Raw genomic sequence first — 18,180 nt, 5'->3', positions numbered from 1 at the left:
ATGGCCGCCCTGCCGGCGCAGGCCGGCCGTGCCGACCGGCTCGACGCCCTGCGCGGCGCGGCGATGGTCTGGATGGCGGCGTTCCACTTCTGCTTCGACCTGAACTTCCTGCGCTTCATCCCGCCGCAGGACTTCTACAACGATCCGCGCTGGACGCTGCAGCGGCTGTGCATCGTCAGCCTGTTCCTCGCCTGCGCGGGCGTGTCGCAGGCGCTGGCGCTGCGGCAGGGCCAGCGCTGGGGGCGCTTCTGGCGGCGCTGGCTGCAACTGGCCGGCTGCGCGCTGCTGGTGAGCGTGGGCTCGTGGTTCATGTTCCCGGCCTCCTTCATCAGCTTCGGCGTGCTGCATGGGCTGGCGGTGATGCTGGTCGTCACGCGGCTGACGGCGCGCGCGGGGGCCTGGCTGTGGCCGGCCGGCCTGGCGGCGGTGCTGCTGCCGCAGTGGGTGCAGCATCCGTTCTTCGATTCGCGCTGGACCGACTGGATCGGCCTGGTCACGCACAAGCCGGCGGTCGAGGACTACGTGCCGCTGCTGCCGTGGCTCGGCGTCGTGTGGTGGGGCCTGGCGGCCGGCCAGTGGCTGGCCGCCAGCCGGCCCGCGTGGCTGATGGGGCGGCTGCCGCGGCCGCTGCGCGGCCTGGCGGCGCTGGGCCGCTGGCCGCTGACCTTCTACATGCTGCACCAGCCGGTGCTGATCGGCCTGCTGTTGCTGGCCGACGCGCTGCGGCGCTGAGCCGCAGCGGCCCGCGCGGCTCAGACCTCGTGCTTGTCCGCCTCGCTGGTGAAGGCGTCGGCGTAGAACTCCTCTTCCGGCAGGCGGCACTGCGCGACGAGGTCGCGCTGCGCCGACTCGACCATCACCGGCGCGCCGCAGGCATAGACCTGCCAGCCCGAGAGGTCCGGCAGGTCGGCCATCACCGCCTGGTGGACGAAGCCGGTGCGCCCGGTCCAGCCGTCCTCGGGCCGGGCCTCGCTCAGCACCGGGATGTACTCGAGGTTCGGCAGCGCGGCCGCGGCCTGCACGGCCCAGTCGTGCAGGTAGAGGTCGGCACGGCTGCGGCAACCCCAGTACAGCCGGGCCGGCCGGGTGATGCCCTTGGCCTGCATCAGCTCGACGATCGCCTTGATCGGTGCGAAGCCGGTGCCCGAGGCCAGCAGCACCATCGGCTTGTCGCTCTCCTCGCGCAGGAAGAAGCTGCCGAAGGGGCCTTCGATCCGCAGGATCTCGCGTTCCTTCATCGCGCCGAACACGTGGTCGGTGAACTTGCCGCCGGGCAGGTGGCGCAGGTGCAGCTCGATCGAGCCGGCGGGCGGCGGCGTGCCGCCGGCCGCCGGCCGGGGGGTCAGCGGCGCGTTGGCCATGCTGTAGCTGCGGCGGGCCCCGTCGCGCAGGATGAACTCGACGTACTGCCCCGCGTGGTACTGGAAGGCCACGTTGGCCGGCAGCTGCAGGCGCATGACGATCACGTCGGGCGCGGCACGCTCCAGCGTGCTGACGCGGGCGGGCATCTTCAGCACCGGGAACTCGCCGGCGCCCGGCACCGTGCGCGCCTCCAGCACGCAATCGGTCTGCGGCGTCGCGCAGCAGGTGAGGATCAGGCCCTGCTCCTCCTCGGCCGGCGTCAGCGCCTTGACCTGGTGGGCGCCGTGGATCACGCGGCCTTCGAGCAGGCGGCTCTTGCAGGAGCCGCAGGCACCGTCCTTGCAGCCGTAGGGCAGCCCGATGCCGGAGCGGATGGCGGCGGCGAGGATGGTGTCGTCGCGCGGCACGTCGAACGACACGCCGGCGGGCTGCACGGAGATGGAAAACGTCATGATGGAAGCGAAGGGATACGCGGCCTCTAAACTCGTCCGGCCGATTGTGCCCGCCCCCTCCCGACCCTCCGCCCGTCCCCGTCTCGCCATGCGCCTCCACCGTCCTGACCTGCTCATCGTCGGCTGCGGCGACGTCGGCCTGCGCGTGCTGCGCCTGCTGGGCCGCCGCTGGCGCGTGCTGGCGCTGACCTCGCAGCCGGCCCGCTGCGCCGAGCTGCGGGCCGCGGGCGCGCTGCCGCTGGTGGCCGACCTCGACAACGCTGCCAGCCTGCGGCGTGCCGCGGGGCTGGCGCCGCGGGTGCTGCACCTGGCGCCGCCGCCCGCGCAGGGCGAGGCGGACCGCCGCACCGCCCACCTGCTGCAGGCGCTCGCGCGCACGGGCGTGGTGGAGCGGCTGGTCTACGTCAGCACCAGCGGCGTGTACGGGGACGCGGCCGGGGCGCGCTTCGACGAGACACGCACCCCGCGGCCCGCGACCGCGCGCGGCCGGCGGCGGGTCGATGCCGAACGCCGGGTGCGGGCCTTCGGGCGGGCGGCCGGGGCGTCCGTCTGCGTGCTGCGCGTGCCGGGCATCTACGCGCTCGACCGCGAGGGCGGCGATCCGCGCGAGCGCGTGCGTCGCGGCACGCCGGTGCTCGCCGCGGTCGACGACGTCTACACCAACCACATCCATGCCGACGACCTGGCGCGGGCCTGCGTCGCGGCGCTGCTGCGCGGCGCGCCCCAGCGCATCTACCACGCCAGCGACGACACCGAGCTGCGCATGGGCGACTACTTCGACCTCGTGGCCGACCTGCACGGCCTGCCGCGCCCGCCGCGGCTGTCGCGTGCCGAGGCCGCGGCGCGGCTGTCGCCGGTGCAGATGAGCTTCCTGTCCGAGTCGCGCCGGCTGGACAACCGGCGGCTCACGCACGAGCTGGGCGTGCGCCTGCGCCATCCGACGGTGCGAGAGGGCCTGCTGGCGCGCTGAGCGTGCCCGCAGCGCGCGGCCCCCGCGGGGCGCTCAATGCGTGGCGCTCGGCGCGTTCTGGCGCAGCCTCATCACCGCCAGCTGCAGCGTGCGTGCGTCGTTGCTGGCGCGGTGGCGCGTCACGCGCAGCTCCTCGCTGGCGGCGCGCCGCGCATCGTCGAACGACGAGGTCTGGGCCTCGTCGAGCAGCATCCGCAGGTGTTCGAGCCGGAAACGCGGCCGCAGGCCGGCGGCCTCGAACAAGGTGGCCAGCCAGACGTAGTCGTGCGCCCAGGCGTCGGTGTAGACCGTGCGGCCCTCCAGCTCCGTGTTCAGCAGCTCGGCCACCGCCCGTGCGCTGCGGCCGTGCAGCAGGGCGGTTTCGCGGGAGATGCCGTGCAGGTGCTGCGCGGCGTCGTCCCAGTGTGTCCACTCGGGCTGGGGCCGCACCAGCGTGCACAGGGCCCGGCCGTCGGGCAGGGCCACGCCGACCTCGACCGGGTAGCTGTGCCGGCCGAACCCGGAGGCCTCCACGTCCAGCACGCAGGGGGCCTCGCTCGGGATGTCGGTGTCGTTCATGCCCGAGCATAGCGGCCCTGTCGCCGGGGCGACAAGCTGCGCGGCCGCGGCCTCAGGCCAGAAGGTCCTGCGTCTCGGGATGCCTTCGCATGTAGGACGCCACGTAGCTGCAGGTCGGGCGCACGCGCCAGCCAGCCTCGCGTGCGTGGGCGAGCGCCGCGCGCACCAGCGCGCCGGCGATGCCGCGGCCTTCGAGGGCCGGCGGCACCAGCGTGTGGTGCATCACCGCGGTGCGGCCCTGCAGCGTGTATTCGGCGACGCAAAGCAGGCCGTCGATGGTGGCCTCGAAGCGCCCGGCCGCGGTGTTGTGGATGACCTCCACGGCGGGCGAGGGGCTGCCGCTCATGGCGCCGCCTTCGTGGCGTGGGCCGGCGCGCGGCCCAGCTGCTGCCACAGGAACACGTAGCCCAGCGCCATCATCTCGGCGCGCTGCGCGTTGTCGGCGGCGCCGCCGTGGCCGCCCTCGATGTTCTCGTAATAGAGCGTCGCATGGCCCAGGGCCATCATGCGGGCGGCCATCTTGCGGGCGTGGCCGGGGTGCACGCGGTCGTCGCGGGTCGAGGTGGTGAAGAGCACCGGCGGCAGCGCCGTGCCGGGCGCCAGGCCCGCCAGCACCTGGTATGGGCTGTAGCGGGAGATCACCGCCCAGTCCGCCGGATCGTCGGGATTGCCGTACTCGCCCATCCAGCTCGCGCCGGCCAGCAGCAGGTGGTAGCGCTTCATGTCGAGCAGCGGCACCTGGCACAGCACGGCGTTGAAGAGCTCCGGCCGCTGCAGCATCACCGCGCCGACCAGCAGGCCGCCGTTGCTGCCGCCCTGGATGCCCAGGCGCGCCGGCCGGGTCACCTTGTTCGCGACGAGGTCCTCGGCGACCGCGATGAAGTCGTCGTAGCTCTTCTGCTTGTCGGCCTTGATCGCGGCCTGGTGCCAGCCCGGCCCGAACTCGCCGCCGCCGCGGATGTTGGCGACGACGAACACGCCGCCGTGCGCCCCCCAGACGTTGCCGCTGGCCGCGGCATACCAGGGCTGCAGCGGCACCTCGAAGCCGCCGTAGCCGTACAGCAGCGTGGGGTTGTCGCCGTCGGCGACGGCGCCCTTGGGCCAGACGACGAAGTAGGGCACGCGCGTGCCGTCCTTCGACTTCGCGAAGCGCTGCTCCACGCGCATGCCGGCGGCGTCGAAGAAGCGCGGCGAGGACTTCAGCGTCTCCCGCTCGTCGGTGCCGGCCTGGCCGAGCGACAAGGTGTCGGGCGTCAGGAAGTCGACGGCCGACAGCAGGTAGTGCTCGCCAAGCGGGTCCTTCGGCAGCAGCGGGTCGTGCAGCGTGGAGACGCCCAGCGTGCCCGGGTAGGGGGCGTCGACCGGGCGGCGTTCCCATCCGCCTTCGGCGGGGCGCAGTTCCTCGAGCCGGCTGGCGACGTTGTCGCTGACGGTGAGCACCAGCCGCGTGGCCGTGGTCGCGTAGCCGGCGAGCGAGCGCGTGGGCGTCGGGGCGAAGAGGCTCGTGTAGCACCGTGCGTCCCTGCCCTTCGGGTCGAGGTAGGCGGCGGCGTCGGTGACCAGCAGCGAGCCGCGCGGGAAGAGCGTGTCGCCGGCCCGCAGGTCGCTGCGCAGTTCCACCAGCAGCTTCTCGCGCCAGAAGCTCAGCGTCGCGTCGGTAGGCTTGTCGATCGGCAGCAGCCGGTCCTCGCCGGCGGCCTGCTCGAGCAGGAACTCGAGCGAGTTGTAGAAGTCGGTGGCGCGGCTGAACACCGTGCGCTCGTAGCCGGGCGTGCGGTCGACGCTCACGCTGACGGAGACGTCGCCGCGCTCGCCCTCGAACACCGTGCGGGCCTCGGCCAGCGGCTGGCCGCGCCGCCAGCGCTTGATCACCCGAGGGTAGCCGGAGTCGGTGAGCGAGCCGGGGCCGAAGTCGGAGGCGACGTACAGCGTGTCCTCGTCGATCCACTCCAGGCGCGACTTGGCCTCGGGCAGCACGAAGCCGCCGTCGACGAAGCGCTTGTCGACGCTGTCGAACTCGCGGGTGACGGTGGCGTCGGCCCCCCCGCGCGACAGCGACAGCAGGCACCGCCGGTAGTCCGGCCCGAGGCAGGTGGCGCCGGCCCAGACCCAGTTCTCGCCCTCGTCGGCGGCCAGCTTGTCGAGGTCGAGCACGGTTTCCCAGGCGGGTTCGGCGCGGCGGTACTCGGCGAGCGTGGTGCGCCGCCACAGGCCGCGCGGGTGGTTCTCGTCGCGCCAGAAGTTGTAGAGCGCGTCGCCGCGGCGCGCCACGGCGGGGATGCGCGCCTTGGAGTCGAGGATCTCCCTCAGCCGGTCGCGCATCGGTGCGAAGCGTTCGTCGCCTTCGAGCTGCCGGCGGGCGACGGCATTGCGTTCGCGCACCCAGGCGAGCGCCTGCTCGCCCTGCACGTCTTCAAGCCAGAGGTACGGGTCTTCGGGAGGAGTTTGGGCGGTCACGGGGCTCAGGAAGGTCAGGCAGGACAGGAGGAGGGCGAGGCTGCGGCGCATGGCGGATGGGCCGGCCCGGCGCGGGCCGATGGCGGTCGATGATAGGGGGCGCGGTGGATTGGAAATATGATCCTCAATGTTCGATATGAAAGAGGTCTTGTGGCATCTCGATCGGATCGGGCGAGACAACAACATCAGGAGGATCCCCCGATGAGCCATTGGTTCGACCCGGGGCGCGCCACGGCGCGCGCCCTGTTCTGCGGCGCGACGCTGGCGGCGCTCGCGCCGTGCGTGCTTGCACACGACCCGGCCGTGCTGCGCAGCCTGCGGCCCGGCCACCCCACCGGCCACCTCCAGCGGCCCGGCAGCGCGGTCTGGCCGCCGCAGCCGCAGGGCATCACCGACGTGATCGACCATTCCGACCCCGGCGCGGAGCAGCGCCGGTCGTTGGGCCGCAGCCTGGCATTCAGCCGCGTCGAACAGCGCTTTGGCGAGGAGCCCGCGCTGCGGCCCTTGCGCGAGCGCCGGCTCACGCCGCTGGCGGTGGTGGAGGTGAGCGACCCGGCGCGTGGCATCGTCACCGAGCGCCGCTTCCAGTTCTTCGACCGGCAGGCCAATGCCACCGTCACCGTGGCGGAGCCCATCGTCGGTGACACGACGGTATCGACGACGCCGGCGGCCGAGTACCAGCCCGAGATCACCGCCGACGAGGAGCGCGAGGCGATCGCGCTGGCGCGGGCGTTTTTCCTGCGCCGGGGTGACGGCCGCGTGGGGCGGCTCGAGGGCTTCGCGATCCAGGCCTACAAGCCCGAAGGCCGCGGCTTCTACGACGGTCGCGTCGTCTACGTCTCCTTCCATGTCGACAACGACGCGAACCCCGAGTACGTCGCCTGGGTCGACCTGAGCGCCCAGCGTGTCATCAAGAGCCGCAAGGAGCCGCAATGAGCGGCCGGTCGAGTGCATGGCGCGGCCTGGCCGCGGGCCTGGTGGCCGGGGCGGCCCTCGGTGGTGCCTGGGCGCAGAGCGGCACGGTCGACTGGAACGGCTGGCGCTTCCAGTACAACGTGAGCGGCCTGTCGGATGGGCTGTCGCTGTCGGGCGTCAGCTACAACGGCCGGCCGCTGATCGACAAGATCAGCATGCCTGTGATGCGTGTGTTCTACGAGAACAATGCCTGTGGCCCCTACGCCGACCGCCTGGGCGGCGCGCTGTCGGCCATCCCGTGGGCGAGCGGCGCGACGCTGGCGCGGCGCGAGTTCACGCTCGACGGCCGCCGCTGGTACGAGATCGGCATCCGCGACCAGATCGGGGCCTACGACCTCTACCAGGCCTACTACATCAGCAGCGACGGCGTCATCGACGCACACGTCTACGGCAAGGGGCTGCAGTGCGTGGTCACGCATGTGCACTACCCCAACTGGCGCATCGACTTCGGCCTCGACGGGGCCGCGGCGCAGGTGGTCGAGCGTGATGCGGGCAGCGGCTACGGCCAGATGGCGAGCGAGTTCGATGCGGCCGCGGGCAGCGCGGCGCAGCACCGCTGGCGCGTGCGCAACCCCTCGACGGGGCTGGCGATGAAGGTGCTGCCCGGCTTCACCGGGTTCACGATTCCCGACAGCAACAACAGCCCGGTGCCCGGCCACGATCGCAACACCGTGTTCGGCCGCGTCTACCAGGCCGCCGAGGACGTGGGCTGGACGCAGGGCCCGAACGTGCAGGTGCCCTACGGCAACGGCGAATCGCTGGTCGGCCGCGACGTGGTGCTCTGGTACGAGGCCTACATGCCGCACACCGCGGCGGAGGGCGCCAACCTCTGGCATTCGGTCGGCGTGCGGATGGAGGTCGAGGATGCGGACGCACCGCCCCCGCCACCGCCGCCCCCTCCACCCCCTCCGCCGCCGCCCGCGAACACGGTCGCCGAGCACGAGCCGAACGACACGATCGGCTCGGCGCAGCGGCTTGCCCTGGGTTCGACGCTGCGCGGCACGATGACCGCGCGCGGCCAGAACGACTATTTCGCGGTCACGGTGCCGGCCGGCGCCACGGTGCGTGCGACGCTGACGCCGCCCGCCGGCGCGGACCACGACCTGTACGGCTACTCCGGCCGGGGGTCGCAGGTGGCCGCCAGCCGCCTGGGCGGCAGCGCGGTCGACGAGATCACGGTCACCAACAGCGGCCGCCGCGATGCGGTGTATTACCTGCGCGTGGAATCGTATTCCCACGTGCGCGGCAGCACCGCCGGCTACACGCTGGCCGTGGTGCGCACGCGCTGACGTGTCAGGCGGCGGCCTTCAGCACCTGGGGCGTCACTTCCACCGACTGCTGGCCGTCGCCCACCCACACCGTGCCGTCCTGCACCGTGAACTGCAGCTGCATCGTGCGCTGTGCGAGCGCGGCCAGGGCCTGGCTCTGTTCGGCCGGCACCTGCCACACGGCCAGCCGGGGGGCGCGCGCGACCTTGTTCTGCAGGCCGGCCCACCAGATCGGCGTGCTGGCGGCATAGGCGATCACGGTCACGCGGTCGGCCCGGCCGGCCGCCTTGATCATGCGGCGGTCGTCCGGCTGGCCCACCTCCACCCAGTGCAGCAGCTGGCCGCTGAGGTCGTGCTGCCAGAAGTCGGGTTCGTCGGTGTCCGAGATGCCCTTGGCGGCCTCGAGCCGCCCGTGCTCGTCGGTGGCGGGCACGTTCAGCGCGAACGCGAGGATGCGCATGAGCAGCCGCTCGTCGGTCTCGGAGGGGTGGCGCGCGAGCGTGAGCGCATGGTCGGCGTAGACGCCGCGATCCATGTCGGCGATCTGCAGTTGCGCCTTGAAGATGGTGGACTTGATGGCCATGAGGGGCGCCACTGTGCCACAGCGCGCCGTGTGCGATCTGCGCACGCGGCCCGGGTAATCCCGTTCGGGCCGGCCGCCGCGCCTGATGGACACTGCGCCCGTTTCAAATTTCACCCGGAGACTGCCGATGAGCTCGTTCACGCAACGTCTGGCACTGGGCCTGGCCGCCGCCGCGGCCATCGGCGGCAGTGCCCATGCCCAGGAAGTGACGCTGAAGGTGCACCACTTCTGGCCGCCGGCCGCCATGCCACCGACCAAGATCCTGCAGCCTTTCTGCGACCAGATCGCCGCGGACTCCAACAACCGCATGAAGTGCCAGGTGTTCCCGGCCATGCAGCTGGGCGGCACGCCGGCGCAGCTGATCGACCAGGCGCGCGACGGCGTGGTCGACATCGCCTTCACGCTGCCGGGCTACACCGCGGGCCGCTTCCCGATCATGGAGGTCTTCGAGCTGCCCTTCATGAACAACTCGGCCGAGGCGGGCGCCAAGGCGTCCTGGGACTACTACCAGAAGTACGCGACCAAGGAGTTCCCGGGCCTCAAGCCGCTGATGTTCAGCATCCACGACGAGGGCTACCTGCACACCCGCGACAAGCAGATCAAGTCGCTGGCCGACCTGAAGGGCCTGAAGCTGCGCGCGCCCACGCGCCAGACCAACAAGCTGCTGGCGGCGCTGGGTGCCACGCCGGTGGGCATGCCGCTGCCGGCGGTGGCCGACGCGGTGAGCAAGGGCACGATCGACGGCTTCGCACTGCCGTGGGAGGTGATCCCCTCGGTCAAGCTGCACGAGATGGTGAAGTTCCACACCGAGACGGATCCGTCGCGCCCGGCGCTGTATTCGGCGGGCTTCATCCTGGCGATGAACCAGGCGAAGTACGACGGCCTGCCGCCCGACCTGAAGGCCATCATCGACAAGCGCAGCGGCGCGGTGCTGTCGGCCTTCGCCGGCAAGGTGTGGGACGAGAGCCAGGCCGTGGGCCGCAAGCCCGCGGTCGACCGCGGCAACACCTTCTACACGCTGCCCGCCGCCGAGGTCGACCAGTGGATCAAGGCCAGCGCGCCGTTGTACGAGGAATGGGTGGCCGACATGAACAAGCGGGGCCTGCCCGGCCAGCAGATGCTGCAGGACGCACGCGACCTGCTGGTCAAGTACAAGAAGTGATGCCCGGCACGATGCCTATCGTGCTGCGCCGGCTCGCGGCGTGGTTCGCCTGCGCGGGCGGTGTCGTGGCCTGCGCCGTTGCGCTGATGGTCGTGGCCAGCATCGCCGGCCGCGCGGCGATGTCGCAGCCCATCCCGGGCGACGTGGAGCTGACGCAGTTCGGCATCGGCCTGGCGATCGCGCTGTGCCTGCCCTGGGCGCAGCTGCGCGGCGCGAACATCATCGTCGACTTCTTCACCCAGCGCGCCGGCGCCGGCGCGCTGCGCCGGCTCGACGGGCTGGGCAGCCTGCTGCTGGCGGCGATGGTGGGCGTGCTCGCGTGGCGGTCGGCCGTCGGCGCGGCATCGGTCGCCGAGGCGCAGGAGCAGACGATGATCCTGGGCCTGCCGATGTGGTGGTCCTACGCGATCCTCTCGCCCGGCCTGGCGCTCACCGCGGTGATCGCGCTGGTGCAGGCGGTGCTGCACTGGGGCGGCCGGCCGGCCTTCGTGGAGGCCGAATGAGAGGCCCTGTGCCAACCCAGCTGCGGGCCGAGCGCCGGGCCGCTCCCAAGCCGGCCCGCATCCCCCTGGGGGATCGACCGACGTATTCGGCGGGCGAGGGGCTGTCATGAGTGCGGTCACGGTGGGCCTGGTGATGTTCGGCGCCATGCTGGCGCTGATGGCGATCCGCACGCCGATCGCGGTCGCGATGTTCGTGCCCGGGGCCATCGGCTACTGGGCGATGACCAACGACGTCGCGCTGCTCAATGCGCTCAAGGGCAGTGCGGTCGCGCGGCTGACGGTCTACGACCTGAGCGTGATCCCGCTTTTCCTGCTGATGGGCCAGTTCGCGACGCAGGGCGGGCTGAGCCGCGACCTGTTCCGGGCGGCGGCCGCGTTCGTGGGGCACATCCGCGGCGGCCTGGCGATGGCGGCCATCATGAGCGCGGCGGCCTTCGGCGCGGTGTGCGGCTCGTCGGTGGCGACCTCGGCGACGATCACGCAGGTGGCCTACCCGGAGATGCGCAAGCACGGCTACCACGGGCGCCTCTCGACCGCGGCGCTGGCCACGGGCGGCACGCTGGGCATCCTGATCCCGCCTTCGGTGCCGCTGGTGGTGTACGCGATCCTGACCGAGCAGAACATCGCCAAGCTCTTCGCGGCGGCGATGGTGCCCGGCCTCATCGCGACCCTGGGCTACGTGGTGGTGGTGGCGCTGTACTGCCGCCTGCGCCCCGCGCTGGCCACGCCGAGCGAGCCGATGCCGTGGGCCGGCCGCTGGCGCGCGCTGCTGGGCATCTGGCCGGTGGCGGCGCTGTTCGCGCTGGTGTTCGGCGGCATCTACGGCGGCATGTTCTCGCCCACCGAAGGTGCCGCGGTCGGGGCGCTGGGCACCTTCGTCATCGGGCTGCTGCGCGGCGAACTGGGCTGGGCGGCGCTGCGTCGCAGCTTCCTCGGCGCGGCGGAGACCTCGGCGATGGTCTTCATGATCTTCCTCGGCGCGGACATGATGAACGCCTCGCTCGCACTCACGCAGATGCCGGCGCAGCTCGCCGACTGGGTGGGCCACCTGCAGGTGCCGCCGCTGGCGATCGTCGGTGCCATCCTCGTGTGCTACGTCATCCTCGGCTGCGTGATGGACGAGCTGTCGATGCTGCTGCTGACCATCCCGGTGATCTTCCCGACGGTGATGGCGCTCGATCTCTGGGGCCTGGCGCCCGAGGGCAAGGCCATCTGGTTCGGCATCCTGGTGCTGATGACGGTGGGCATCGGCCTCATCGCGCCACCGGTGGGGCTCAACGTCTACGTGGTCAACAGCATCGCCAAGGAAGTGCCGATGTCGGAGACCTACAAGGGCGTGTTCCCGTTCCTCGCGAGCGACGTGCTGCGCGTGCTGGCGCTGCTGATGTTCCCGGCGCTGAGCCTGGGGCTGGTGCAGGCGCTGTTCTAGCGCGGCGCGGCGGACGCGCCCCGCGTCAGGCGGTGACGTAGTCCGGGAAGCGCTCCCGGATGTCGTCGACCCGCCCGAGCGTGCCCGACAGGTGCTCGCGCAGCGCCTCCTGCGCGGCCTCCGGCGCGCGCTTGGCGATCGCGTCGACGATGCGGCGGTGGTCGCGCACCACGCGCTTCGCCTTGCCGTCCGACGGCAGGTCGAGCCGGCGCAGGCGGTCGATGTGGCCGCTCATGCGCCGCACCAGGTCGTAGAGGTCGGGTGCGCCCGCGGCCACGTACATCATGCGGTGGAAGGCGTGGTCGGCGGCGATGAACTCCTCCGGCTCGCCGCCGGCCAGCGCGGCCTGCAGGTCGACCTGCGCCCGCAGCTTCGCGACGATCGCGTCGTCGTCGTCGAGCGCGAGCGTGCGCACCACCTCCAGCTCGATCGCGCAGCGCAGGAAGTGCGCCTGCTGGGCCGACGGCAGGTGGATGCGGCTGACCAGGGTGGCGTGCTGCGGAAAGATGTCCACCAGGCCTTCCTGGCCCAGCTGCATCAGCGCATCGCGCACCGGCGTCTGGCTGACCTGGAAGCGCTCGGCCAGCTCGGCCCGCGACAGCACCGTGCCGGGCGCCAGCTCGAGCGAGACGATCATCTCGCGCAGGCGCTCGAAGACCTGCGGGGCGGCTTGCCGGGTTCGGTCGAGCTTGTGCGGTGGCTTCATGGCGTGGGCGGTCAGGGCTCGAAATTCTAGTGGGATGCCTCGTTGACACACTAATACATTAGTGCTTCACTAGCGCCGCACCCAACGACATCCCCTGACGGAGACAACCCCATGAATCGCCGATCCGCCCTGCTTGCGGCCGCCTGTGCCTGCGCCTTCTCTTCGGTAGGTGCCCAGGCGCCGGAGTGGCCGGCCGCCAAGCCGATCACCTACGTGGTGCCCTTCACCGCTGGCGGCTCGACCGACGTGGTCGGCCGCACCATCGCCCAGAAGCTCCAGGAGTCGCTGAAGCAGACGGTGGTGGTCGAGAACAAGCCCGGCCAGGGCGGCGGCATCGGCGCGAGCTACGTCGCGAAGGCGCCGGCCGACGGCTACACGCTGTTCGGCGGCACCATCAGCACCCACGCGATCAACGCCAGCCTCTACAAGAAGCTACCCTACGACCCGGTGAAGGACTTCGAGCCGGTGGCGCTGATCGCCTTCCTGCCCAACGTGCTGCTGGTCGACCCGAACCTCGGCGTCAACTCGGTGGCCGAGCTGATCGCGCTGCTGAAGAAGGACGAGAAGAAGCGCACCTTCGCCTCGTCCGGCGCCGGCACCTCCACCCACCTCGCCGGCGAGATGTTCGCCGACCTCATCGGCATCCCGCTCACGCACGTGGCCTACAAGGGCACGCCGCCTGCGATGGTCGACGTCTCGTCCGGCCAGGTCACCTTCATGTTCGACCAGATGACCGCGGCGCTGCCGCTGCTGCAGGCCGGCAAGCTCAAGCTGCTGGCGGTCACTACCGGCAAGCGCATCGCCCTCTCGCCCGAGACGCCCACGATGGTCGAGGCCGGCGTGCCAGGCTTCGAGATGTCGTCCTGGCAGGCCGTGTACGCGCCCAAGGGCACGCCCAGGCCCGTGGTGCAGCGGCTCCACGGCGAGATCGCCAAGGCCCTCAGGCAGCCCGACGTGCAGGCCAAGCTGGGCGGCCAGCTCGGCATGGAGATCGCCGCAGGCAGCCCCGAGGAACTCGCTGCGCTGATGCAGAAGGAGATCCCGCGGTGGGCCGCGCTGGTCAAGAAGTCCGGCGCGTCCGCCGATTGACGCCACAGCCCCGACACCCCCCCCAACGATCATGCGCCGCGACATCCGCATCACCGACATCCGCATCACGCCCATCGCCTTCCGCGACGGCCCGTTGCTCAACGCCGCCGGCATCCACGAGCCCTGGGCGCTGCGCGCCATCCTGGAGTTCGAGACCTCCGACGGCCGCATCGGCATCTCCGAGACCTACGGCGACGCGCCGATGCTGGCGGTGCTGGCGCAGGCGCGGCCGGTGATCGTCGGGCTCTCGCCGTTCGACCTCAACGTGATGGAGGAGCGGGTGCGCGCCACCGTGCGGCCGGTGGCCGGCGCGGTCGAGTTCACGCTGGCACCGGGCTCGCACAGCGCGAAGAACGCGGCCAAGGTGATCAGCGCGTTCGAGGTGGCGATGCTCGACCTGCAGGGCCAGATCGTCGGCGCGCCGGTGGTCGACCTGCTCGGCGGCGCGGTGCGCGACCGTGTGCCCTACAGCGCGTACCTTTTCTTCAAGTACGCCGAGCACCATGGCAAGCCCTACGCGCCCGACGCCTGGGGCGAAGGCCTGAGCCCGGCGCAGATCGTCGAGCAGGCGCGGCGCATGATCGGCCTCTACGGTTTCCGCAGCATCAAGCTCAAGGGCGGCGTGTTCGAGCCCGCGCACGAGATCGCCTGCATCCGTGCATTGAGCGAAGCCTTCCCCGGCATGCCGTTGCGGCTCGACCCCAATGCCAACTGGTCGCTGCAGACCAGCATCGCCGCCGCGCCCGAGCTCGATGAGCTGCTGGAGTACTACGAAGACCCGACGCCGGGCCTCGAAGGCATGGCCGAGCTGGCGCGCCACACGCGGCTGCCGCTGGCCACCAACATGGTGGTCACCACCTTCGACGAATTCCGGCGCGGCGTGGCGCTCGGCTCGGTGAAGGTGGTGCTGTCCGACCACCACTACTGGGGCGGGCTGCGCGCCACGCGTGAGCTGGCGCGCATGTGCGAGGTGTGGGGCCTGGGCATCTCGATGCACTCCAACTCGCACCTGGGCATCAGCCTGATGGCGATGACCCACGTGGCGGCCAGCGTCTCCAACCTCGGCTATGCATGCGACACGCACTACCCGTGGCAGGAGGAGGAGGTGATCGCCGGCGGTCGCGTGGCCTTCGATGAGGGCGCCGTCAGGCTGCCCGCCTCGCCCGGCCTGGGCGTGCAGCTCGACCGCGAGGCGCTGGCCCGGCTGCACGAGCAGTACCTCGCCTGCGGCGTGAGGCAGCGCGATGACCTGGCGCAGATGCGCAAGTACCAGCCGGATTTCGCGGGCACGTCGCCGCGGTTCTGAGGCGCGCCGCGCCTCCGCGGGCTACCGCACCCGCAGCACCCGCATCCCGACTTGCTCGCCCGCCGGGCGGTCGAGGATGCGGATCGTCGTCTCGCGCGGGGTGAAGCCGTCGGGCAGCGGCACGCTGCCGCGCACCACCTGGTGCCCGTTGATCTGGATCGTCACCGGCGGCGCCTTGACGGTGGATTCCGCGCCGCGGGCCTCGCCGGCCACCACGAGCTGCAGCACGCCGCTCATCGGCTTGCCGCTGCTGCGGCCGTCGCGCGTGAGGACGAGGTCGTAGTCGAGCGCCGAACCGGTCGCCTTGAACTGCCCGGCGCGGATCTCGACGCGGCCGCCGCGCGGGTCGGAGGGCAGCGCGGCGACGACCGCCGCCAGGTCTTCGCGCAGCCGCGCCACTTCGGCGCGGCTCGACTCGAGCGTGCCGGCCGCCTGGGCGCTGCCTTTCTGCGCGGCGTCGAGCTTGGCCGTGGTCTCGGCGAGCTGGCGCTGCAGTGCGTCGCGCTGTGCGCTGGCCTGCTCGTGCGATGTGCGCAGCGCGGCCGATTCGCTGGCGGACAACCGCGGGGGCAGGTACTTCTGCTGCACCACCACCACGCCGGCGCCGCCGATGGCCACGCCGCTGAGCCAGAGCCACAGCCACGGCGGGATCAGCCGGCGCTGGCGGCGGCGGCCGTAGGGGTCGAAGGGAACGGGCTTGAATCTGCTGAACATCCCGCAAGCCTACAACCCCCCTCCACACGTTTCGATACGCCCGTGCAGACCTGTAACGAGCGTGCGGGGCGCAGGCTCAACTTGTATCAGGCTGTTAAGCTTCCGCGCCGATGCGGCCCACGACGGCGACCGCGCTTCAGCCCGCGATGGATCGATGCCTTACCTCGTGCCTGGCCTGCTCCCGTTGTTGCGATCGACAGGCGCCCTGGCGCTGCTGGTGTGCGGCCTGTTCCTGCTCCCTGGCGAGGCGATGGCGCAGGATGCCGCAACCGCCGCCCGGTCGCCGCTGCACCTCACCGACGCACAGCACGCCTGGATCGCGCGGCACCCGGTGGTGCGCGTGGGCATGTCGACGGAGTCGCCGCCCTACTACTTCGCCGACCGGCAGGGGCGCTACGAAGGCTTCGTGATCGAGCTGATGAACCGCCTGGCCGAGCGGGCGGGCCTGCGCATGGAGTACCACCGCTACGCCCGCTTCGGCGACACGCTGCAGGCCATGCAGCGGGGCGAGATCGACCTCACGCCCTTCACTGCCGAAACCGCCTCCCGGCGCGAGCTGCTGCACTTCGTGCGGCCGCTGTTCTCCACGCAGATGGTCTACGTGGCCGACCGGCGCCTGGGCGACGTCACCGCCGATGCGCGGTTCAGCGGCTACCGCGTCGCGGCCGAGCGCCTGTCGACGGCGGCCGAACTGCTTGCCGAGCACTACCCGCAGGCCCGTGTGCAGCATTACGACTCGGCCGAGCAGGCGCTGCTGGCGGTCGCCAGCGGGGAGGCGGACGTCTTCATAGGCTTCCGGCAGGTCGCGGTGTACTACATGGAGAAGCACCTGACGGCCAACCTCGCGCTGCGCGGCGCCATCGCCACGCCGGGCACCGCGCTCGGGCCGGCGGTGCGCAAGGACCTGCCGGAGCTGGCGGCCATCCTCGACCAGGCGGTCGCCGGTCTCGGCACCGACGAGATCGCCGCAGTGGCCGCCAAATGGCTGCCGCGCAGCGTGCTCGGGGCCGACGTGCGGCCGCAGACCACGCTCACCGACGCACAGCGGGCATGGATCCGCGCCCACGGCAGCCTGCGCGTGGGGTTCGATGCGGCCTTCGCGCCGATCGCGTTCACCAGCCTGGCCGGCGGTTTCGACGGCCTGGCCGCCGACATCACACGGGCCGTGGCCGGCAAGGTGGGGCTGATCGTCGCGGTCGAGGAAAGCGGCAGCTTCGCCGACGTCTATGCGCGGGCGCTGCGCGGCGACATCGACGTGATCGCGGCGGCCGCCCGCAACAACGAGCGCGGACGGGACTTCGACTTCGTGGGCCCGTTCCTGCGGGTGCCGACCGTGGTCGTCGCGGCCTCGGACCGCGACCTCGACGCCGGCCTCGACGCACCGGGCCGCCGGCGCCTGGCGCTGCTGCGCGAGCACTTCCTGCTGCCGCTGCTGCGCTCGCGCCACCCGAACCTCGCGCTGCAGGAGTACGCGACGCAGGCCGAGGTGCTGCAGGCCGTGCGGCGCGGCGATGCGGAGCTGGCGATCGGCAACATGAAGGTCGTCAACGAGCTGCTCGAGGCACGGCATGCCGGCGCGCTGCGCACCATCGGCACCGTGCCGCAGGGCGACAGCGAGCTGTACTTCGCCGTGCGCAAGAGTCTGCCGGAGATGGCCGGCGTGCTGCGCGCCGGCCTTGATGCGATGACGCCCGCGGAGCGGGCGGCGATCGACAACCGGTGGCTGCGCGTGCAGTTGAACCAGGGCGTGCCCTGGGGGCGCGTGCTGGCGATCGGCGCGGCCGGCACCGCGCTCGCGGGGCTGGTGATCGGCAGCCTGTGGATCGGCAACCGGCGTCTGCGGCAGGCGCAGCGCACGCTCGACGATGCACGGCGGCTGGCCGAGGAGCAGGTGGCCGCCCGCGCGGCTTTCACCGCCTACCTCAGCCACGAACTGCGCGGCACGCTGGGCGGCATCGTCGGCGGGTTGGGCCTGCTGGAGGCGGGCGCGATGGGGGCCGACCGGCAGCGCCAGCTGCTCGGCGCGATGCGGGCGTCGTCCGGCGGCCTGCTGGACCTGTGCGAACGCACGCTGGATTTCGAGCGCATGCTGCAGGGCGGGCTCGACCTGCAGCCCGCGCCGGTGCTGCTGAAGGAGGTCATCGACACCGCGCTGGCGCCGTGGCGCGTGCAGGCCGAGCTCAAGGGCCTGGCGCTGCAGGCCAGCCTGCGGTTCGCCCCGGACCTGCGCGTGCACTGCGACGCGGTGCGGCTGACGCAGGTGCTGCAGAACCTCGTGGGCAATGCGGTGAAGTTCACCGTGAAGGGCAGTGTCGAGATGGCGGTCGCCGTCGAGCGGGGGGGGCCGGCGGGCCTGGTGCTGCGCGTGACGGTGGCCGACACCGGCCCGGGCATCGCGGCGGACGATGTCGCGCAGCTCTTCAGCGCCTTCACGCAGGGTGAAGCCGGGCGGCGCTCGCGGCGCGGGGCGGGGCTGGGGCTGTCGATCTGCGCGCGCATCGTGTCGGCGATGGGCGGCACGATCGAGCTGGCCGAGTCGTCGTTCGCGGGCAGCACCTTCGCGCTGCAGCTGCCGTTGAGGCGGGCGCCGACGGCGGGAGTGGATGCGCCGGCAGCGGCGGATTGCGTGGCGCCGGGCTGACCGCA

At 71.9% G+C, this 18,180-nt stretch carries 17 protein-coding genes; 10 read left to right on the top strand and 7 right to left on the bottom strand.

What is annotated here, in order from left to right:
- Positions 1-732: an acetyltransferase domain-containing protein gene (locus V4F39_RS02340; protein WP_332287627.1), complete on the top strand. Its 732-nt coding sequence runs from the start codon at positions 1-3 to the stop codon at positions 730-732.
- A 20-nt stretch (positions 733-752) separates the two neighbouring features.
- On the opposite strand, the gene V4F39_RS02335 is transcribed toward V4F39_RS02340, so the two are convergent.
- The gene (locus V4F39_RS02335) at positions 753-1,814 is read right to left on the bottom strand and encodes a CDP-6-deoxy-delta-3,4-glucoseen reductase (RefSeq protein ID WP_332287626.1); all 1,062 of its coding nucleotides are present in this window, start codon (positions 1,812-1,814) and stop codon (positions 753-755) included.
- A gap of 88 nt (positions 1,815-1,902) precedes the next feature.
- On the opposite strand from V4F39_RS02335, the gene V4F39_RS02330 reads away from it, so the two are divergent.
- Positions 1,903-2,784 carry an NAD-dependent epimerase/dehydratase family protein gene (locus tag V4F39_RS02330; protein WP_332287625.1) on the top strand — a complete coding sequence of 294 codons (882 nt, stop codon included), beginning with the start codon at positions 1,903-1,905 and terminating at the stop codon, positions 2,782-2,784.
- A 33-nt stretch (positions 2,785-2,817) separates the two neighbouring features.
- On the opposite strand, the gene V4F39_RS02325 is transcribed toward V4F39_RS02330, so the two are convergent.
- The 3 genes from V4F39_RS02325 to V4F39_RS02315 are packed head-to-tail and all read right to left on the bottom strand — an operon-like array spanning position 2,818 to position 5,850.
- On the bottom strand, positions 2,818-3,342 hold the full coding sequence (locus V4F39_RS02325; protein WP_332287624.1) for a 3'-5' exonuclease: 525 nt from the start codon (positions 3,340-3,342) through the stop codon (positions 2,818-2,820).
- A gap of 52 nt (positions 3,343-3,394) precedes the next feature.
- On the bottom strand, positions 3,395-3,688 hold the full coding sequence (locus V4F39_RS02320) for a GNAT family N-acetyltransferase (RefSeq protein ID WP_332287623.1): 294 nt from the start codon (positions 3,686-3,688) through the stop codon (positions 3,395-3,397).
- The gene (locus V4F39_RS02315; protein WP_332287622.1) at positions 3,685-5,850 is read right to left on the bottom strand and encodes a prolyl oligopeptidase family serine peptidase; all 2,166 of its coding nucleotides are present in this window, start codon (positions 5,848-5,850) and stop codon (positions 3,685-3,687) included. Before V4F39_RS02315 ends, V4F39_RS02320 begins: the two co-directional genes overlap by 4 nt.
- 150 nt (positions 5,851-6,000) lie before the next feature.
- On the opposite strand from V4F39_RS02315, the gene V4F39_RS02310 reads away from it, so the two are divergent.
- Positions 6,001-6,735 carry a hypothetical protein gene (locus V4F39_RS02310; RefSeq protein WP_332287621.1) on the top strand — a complete coding sequence of 245 codons (735 nt, stop codon included), beginning with the start codon at positions 6,001-6,003 and terminating at the stop codon, positions 6,733-6,735.
- On the top strand, positions 6,732-8,063 hold the full coding sequence (locus V4F39_RS02305; protein ID WP_332287620.1) for a hypothetical protein: 1,332 nt from the start codon (positions 6,732-6,734) through the stop codon (positions 8,061-8,063). Before V4F39_RS02310 ends, V4F39_RS02305 begins: the two co-directional genes overlap by 4 nt.
- 4 nt (positions 8,064-8,067) lie before the next feature.
- Here V4F39_RS02305 and V4F39_RS02300 read toward each other — a convergent pair whose 3' ends face one another.
- Entirely contained in the window at positions 8,068-8,625 is a 558-nt protein-coding gene (locus V4F39_RS02300; RefSeq protein ID WP_332287619.1) for a YaeQ family protein, read from the bottom strand.
- Positions 8,626-8,752: 127 nt separating this feature from the next.
- Here V4F39_RS02300 and V4F39_RS02295 point away from each other — a divergent pair, with 127 nt between their 5' ends.
- The 3 genes from V4F39_RS02295 to V4F39_RS02285 all read left to right on the top strand — a co-directional run bounded on the left by V4F39_RS02295 (position 8,753) and on the right by V4F39_RS02285 (position 11,719).
- Entirely contained in the window at positions 8,753-9,787 is a 1,035-nt protein-coding gene (locus V4F39_RS02295; protein WP_332287618.1) for a TRAP transporter substrate-binding protein, read from the top strand.
- Positions 9,787-10,290 (top strand): TRAP transporter small permease, encoded by a 504-nt coding sequence (locus V4F39_RS02290; RefSeq protein ID WP_332287617.1) that lies wholly within the window; start codon positions 9,787-9,789, stop codon positions 10,288-10,290. Before V4F39_RS02295 ends, V4F39_RS02290 begins: the two co-directional genes overlap by 1 nt.
- Before the next feature lie 106 nt (positions 10,291-10,396).
- Positions 10,397-11,719, top strand: coding sequence for a TRAP transporter large permease (locus tag V4F39_RS02285; protein ID WP_332287616.1), 1,323 nt, complete (start codon positions 10,397-10,399; stop codon positions 11,717-11,719).
- A 25-nt stretch (positions 11,720-11,744) separates the two neighbouring features.
- On the opposite strand, the gene V4F39_RS02280 is transcribed toward V4F39_RS02285, so the two are convergent.
- Entirely contained in the window at positions 11,745-12,425 is a 681-nt protein-coding gene (locus V4F39_RS02280) for a GntR family transcriptional regulator (RefSeq protein WP_332287615.1), read from the bottom strand.
- A gap of 111 nt (positions 12,426-12,536) precedes the next feature.
- On the opposite strand from V4F39_RS02280, the gene V4F39_RS02275 reads away from it, so the two are divergent.
- Together V4F39_RS02275 and V4F39_RS02270 are read left to right on the top strand one after the other, a co-directional pair.
- On the top strand, positions 12,537-13,514 hold the full coding sequence (locus V4F39_RS02275) for a Bug family tripartite tricarboxylate transporter substrate binding protein (RefSeq protein WP_332287614.1): 978 nt from the start codon (positions 12,537-12,539) through the stop codon (positions 13,512-13,514).
- 31 nt (positions 13,515-13,545) lie between these two features.
- A complete protein-coding gene (locus V4F39_RS02270; protein WP_332287613.1) occupies positions 13,546-14,820 on the top strand; it encodes a glucarate dehydratase family protein in 1,275 nt (424 codons plus the stop codon).
- A 21-nt stretch (positions 14,821-14,841) separates the two neighbouring features.
- Here V4F39_RS02270 and V4F39_RS02265 read toward each other — a convergent pair whose 3' ends face one another.
- A complete protein-coding gene (locus V4F39_RS02265) occupies positions 14,842-15,534 on the bottom strand; it encodes a hypothetical protein (protein ID WP_332287612.1) in 693 nt (230 codons plus the stop codon).
- A gap of 184 nt (positions 15,535-15,718) precedes the next feature.
- Here V4F39_RS02265 and V4F39_RS02260 point away from each other — a divergent pair, with 184 nt between their 5' ends.
- Positions 15,719-18,175 (top strand): transporter substrate-binding domain-containing protein, encoded by a 2,457-nt coding sequence (locus tag V4F39_RS02260; protein WP_332287611.1) that lies wholly within the window; start codon positions 15,719-15,721, stop codon positions 18,173-18,175.
- The last annotated feature ends 5 nt before the right edge of the window (positions 18,176-18,180 follow it).

The organism is Aquincola agrisoli (assembly GCF_036621135.1).
GTDB classification, from domain to species: domain Bacteria; phylum Pseudomonadota; class Gammaproteobacteria; order Burkholderiales; family Burkholderiaceae_C; genus Aquincola; species Aquincola agrisoli.
Note: the sequence above shows the minus strand (reverse complement) of the source record. Positions and strands in the feature narration are given on the sequence as shown.

Bases quoted from the DNA above. Each gene is read 5' to 3' on its own strand.
- V4F39_RS02285 (WP_332287616.1), top strand. From the start codon at position 10,397: ATGAGTGCGGTCACGGTGGGCCTGGTGATGTTCGGCGCCATGCTGGCG.
- V4F39_RS02325 (WP_332287624.1), bottom strand. From the start codon at position 3,342: ATGAACGACACCGACATCCCGAGCGAGGCCCCCTGCGTGCTGGACGTG.
- V4F39_RS02330 (WP_332287625.1), top strand. From the start codon at position 1,903: ATGCGCCTCCACCGTCCTGACCTGCTCATCGTCGGCTGCGGCGACGTC.
- V4F39_RS02270 (WP_332287613.1), top strand. From the start codon at position 13,546: ATGCGCCGCGACATCCGCATCACCGACATCCGCATCACGCCCATCGCC.
- V4F39_RS02320 (WP_332287623.1), bottom strand. From the start codon at position 3,688: ATGAGCGGCAGCCCCTCGCCCGCCGTGGAGGTCATCCACAACACCGCG.
- V4F39_RS02290 (WP_332287617.1), top strand. From the start codon at position 9,787: ATGCCCGGCACGATGCCTATCGTGCTGCGCCGGCTCGCGGCGTGGTTC.
- V4F39_RS02295 (WP_332287618.1), top strand. From the start codon at position 8,753: ATGAGCTCGTTCACGCAACGTCTGGCACTGGGCCTGGCCGCCGCCGCG.
- V4F39_RS02315 (WP_332287622.1), bottom strand. From the start codon at position 5,850: ATGCGCCGCAGCCTCGCCCTCCTCCTGTCCTGCCTGACCTTCCTGAGC.
- V4F39_RS02265 (WP_332287612.1), bottom strand. From the start codon at position 15,534: ATGTTCAGCAGATTCAAGCCCGTTCCCTTCGACCCCTACGGCCGCCGC.
- V4F39_RS02305 (WP_332287620.1), top strand. From the start codon at position 6,732: ATGAGCGGCCGGTCGAGTGCATGGCGCGGCCTGGCCGCGGGCCTGGTG.
- V4F39_RS02310 (WP_332287621.1), top strand. From the start codon at position 6,001: ATGAGCCATTGGTTCGACCCGGGGCGCGCCACGGCGCGCGCCCTGTTC.
- V4F39_RS02335 (WP_332287626.1), bottom strand. From the start codon at position 1,814: ATGACGTTTTCCATCTCCGTGCAGCCCGCCGGCGTGTCGTTCGACGTG.
- V4F39_RS02340 (WP_332287627.1), top strand. From the start codon at position 1: ATGGCCGCCCTGCCGGCGCAGGCCGGCCGTGCCGACCGGCTCGACGCC.
- V4F39_RS02275 (WP_332287614.1), top strand. From the start codon at position 12,537: ATGAATCGCCGATCCGCCCTGCTTGCGGCCGCCTGTGCCTGCGCCTTC.
- V4F39_RS02280 (WP_332287615.1), bottom strand. From the start codon at position 12,425: ATGAAGCCACCGCACAAGCTCGACCGAACCCGGCAAGCCGCCCCGCAG.
- V4F39_RS02300 (WP_332287619.1), bottom strand. From the start codon at position 8,625: ATGGCCATCAAGTCCACCATCTTCAAGGCGCAACTGCAGATCGCCGAC.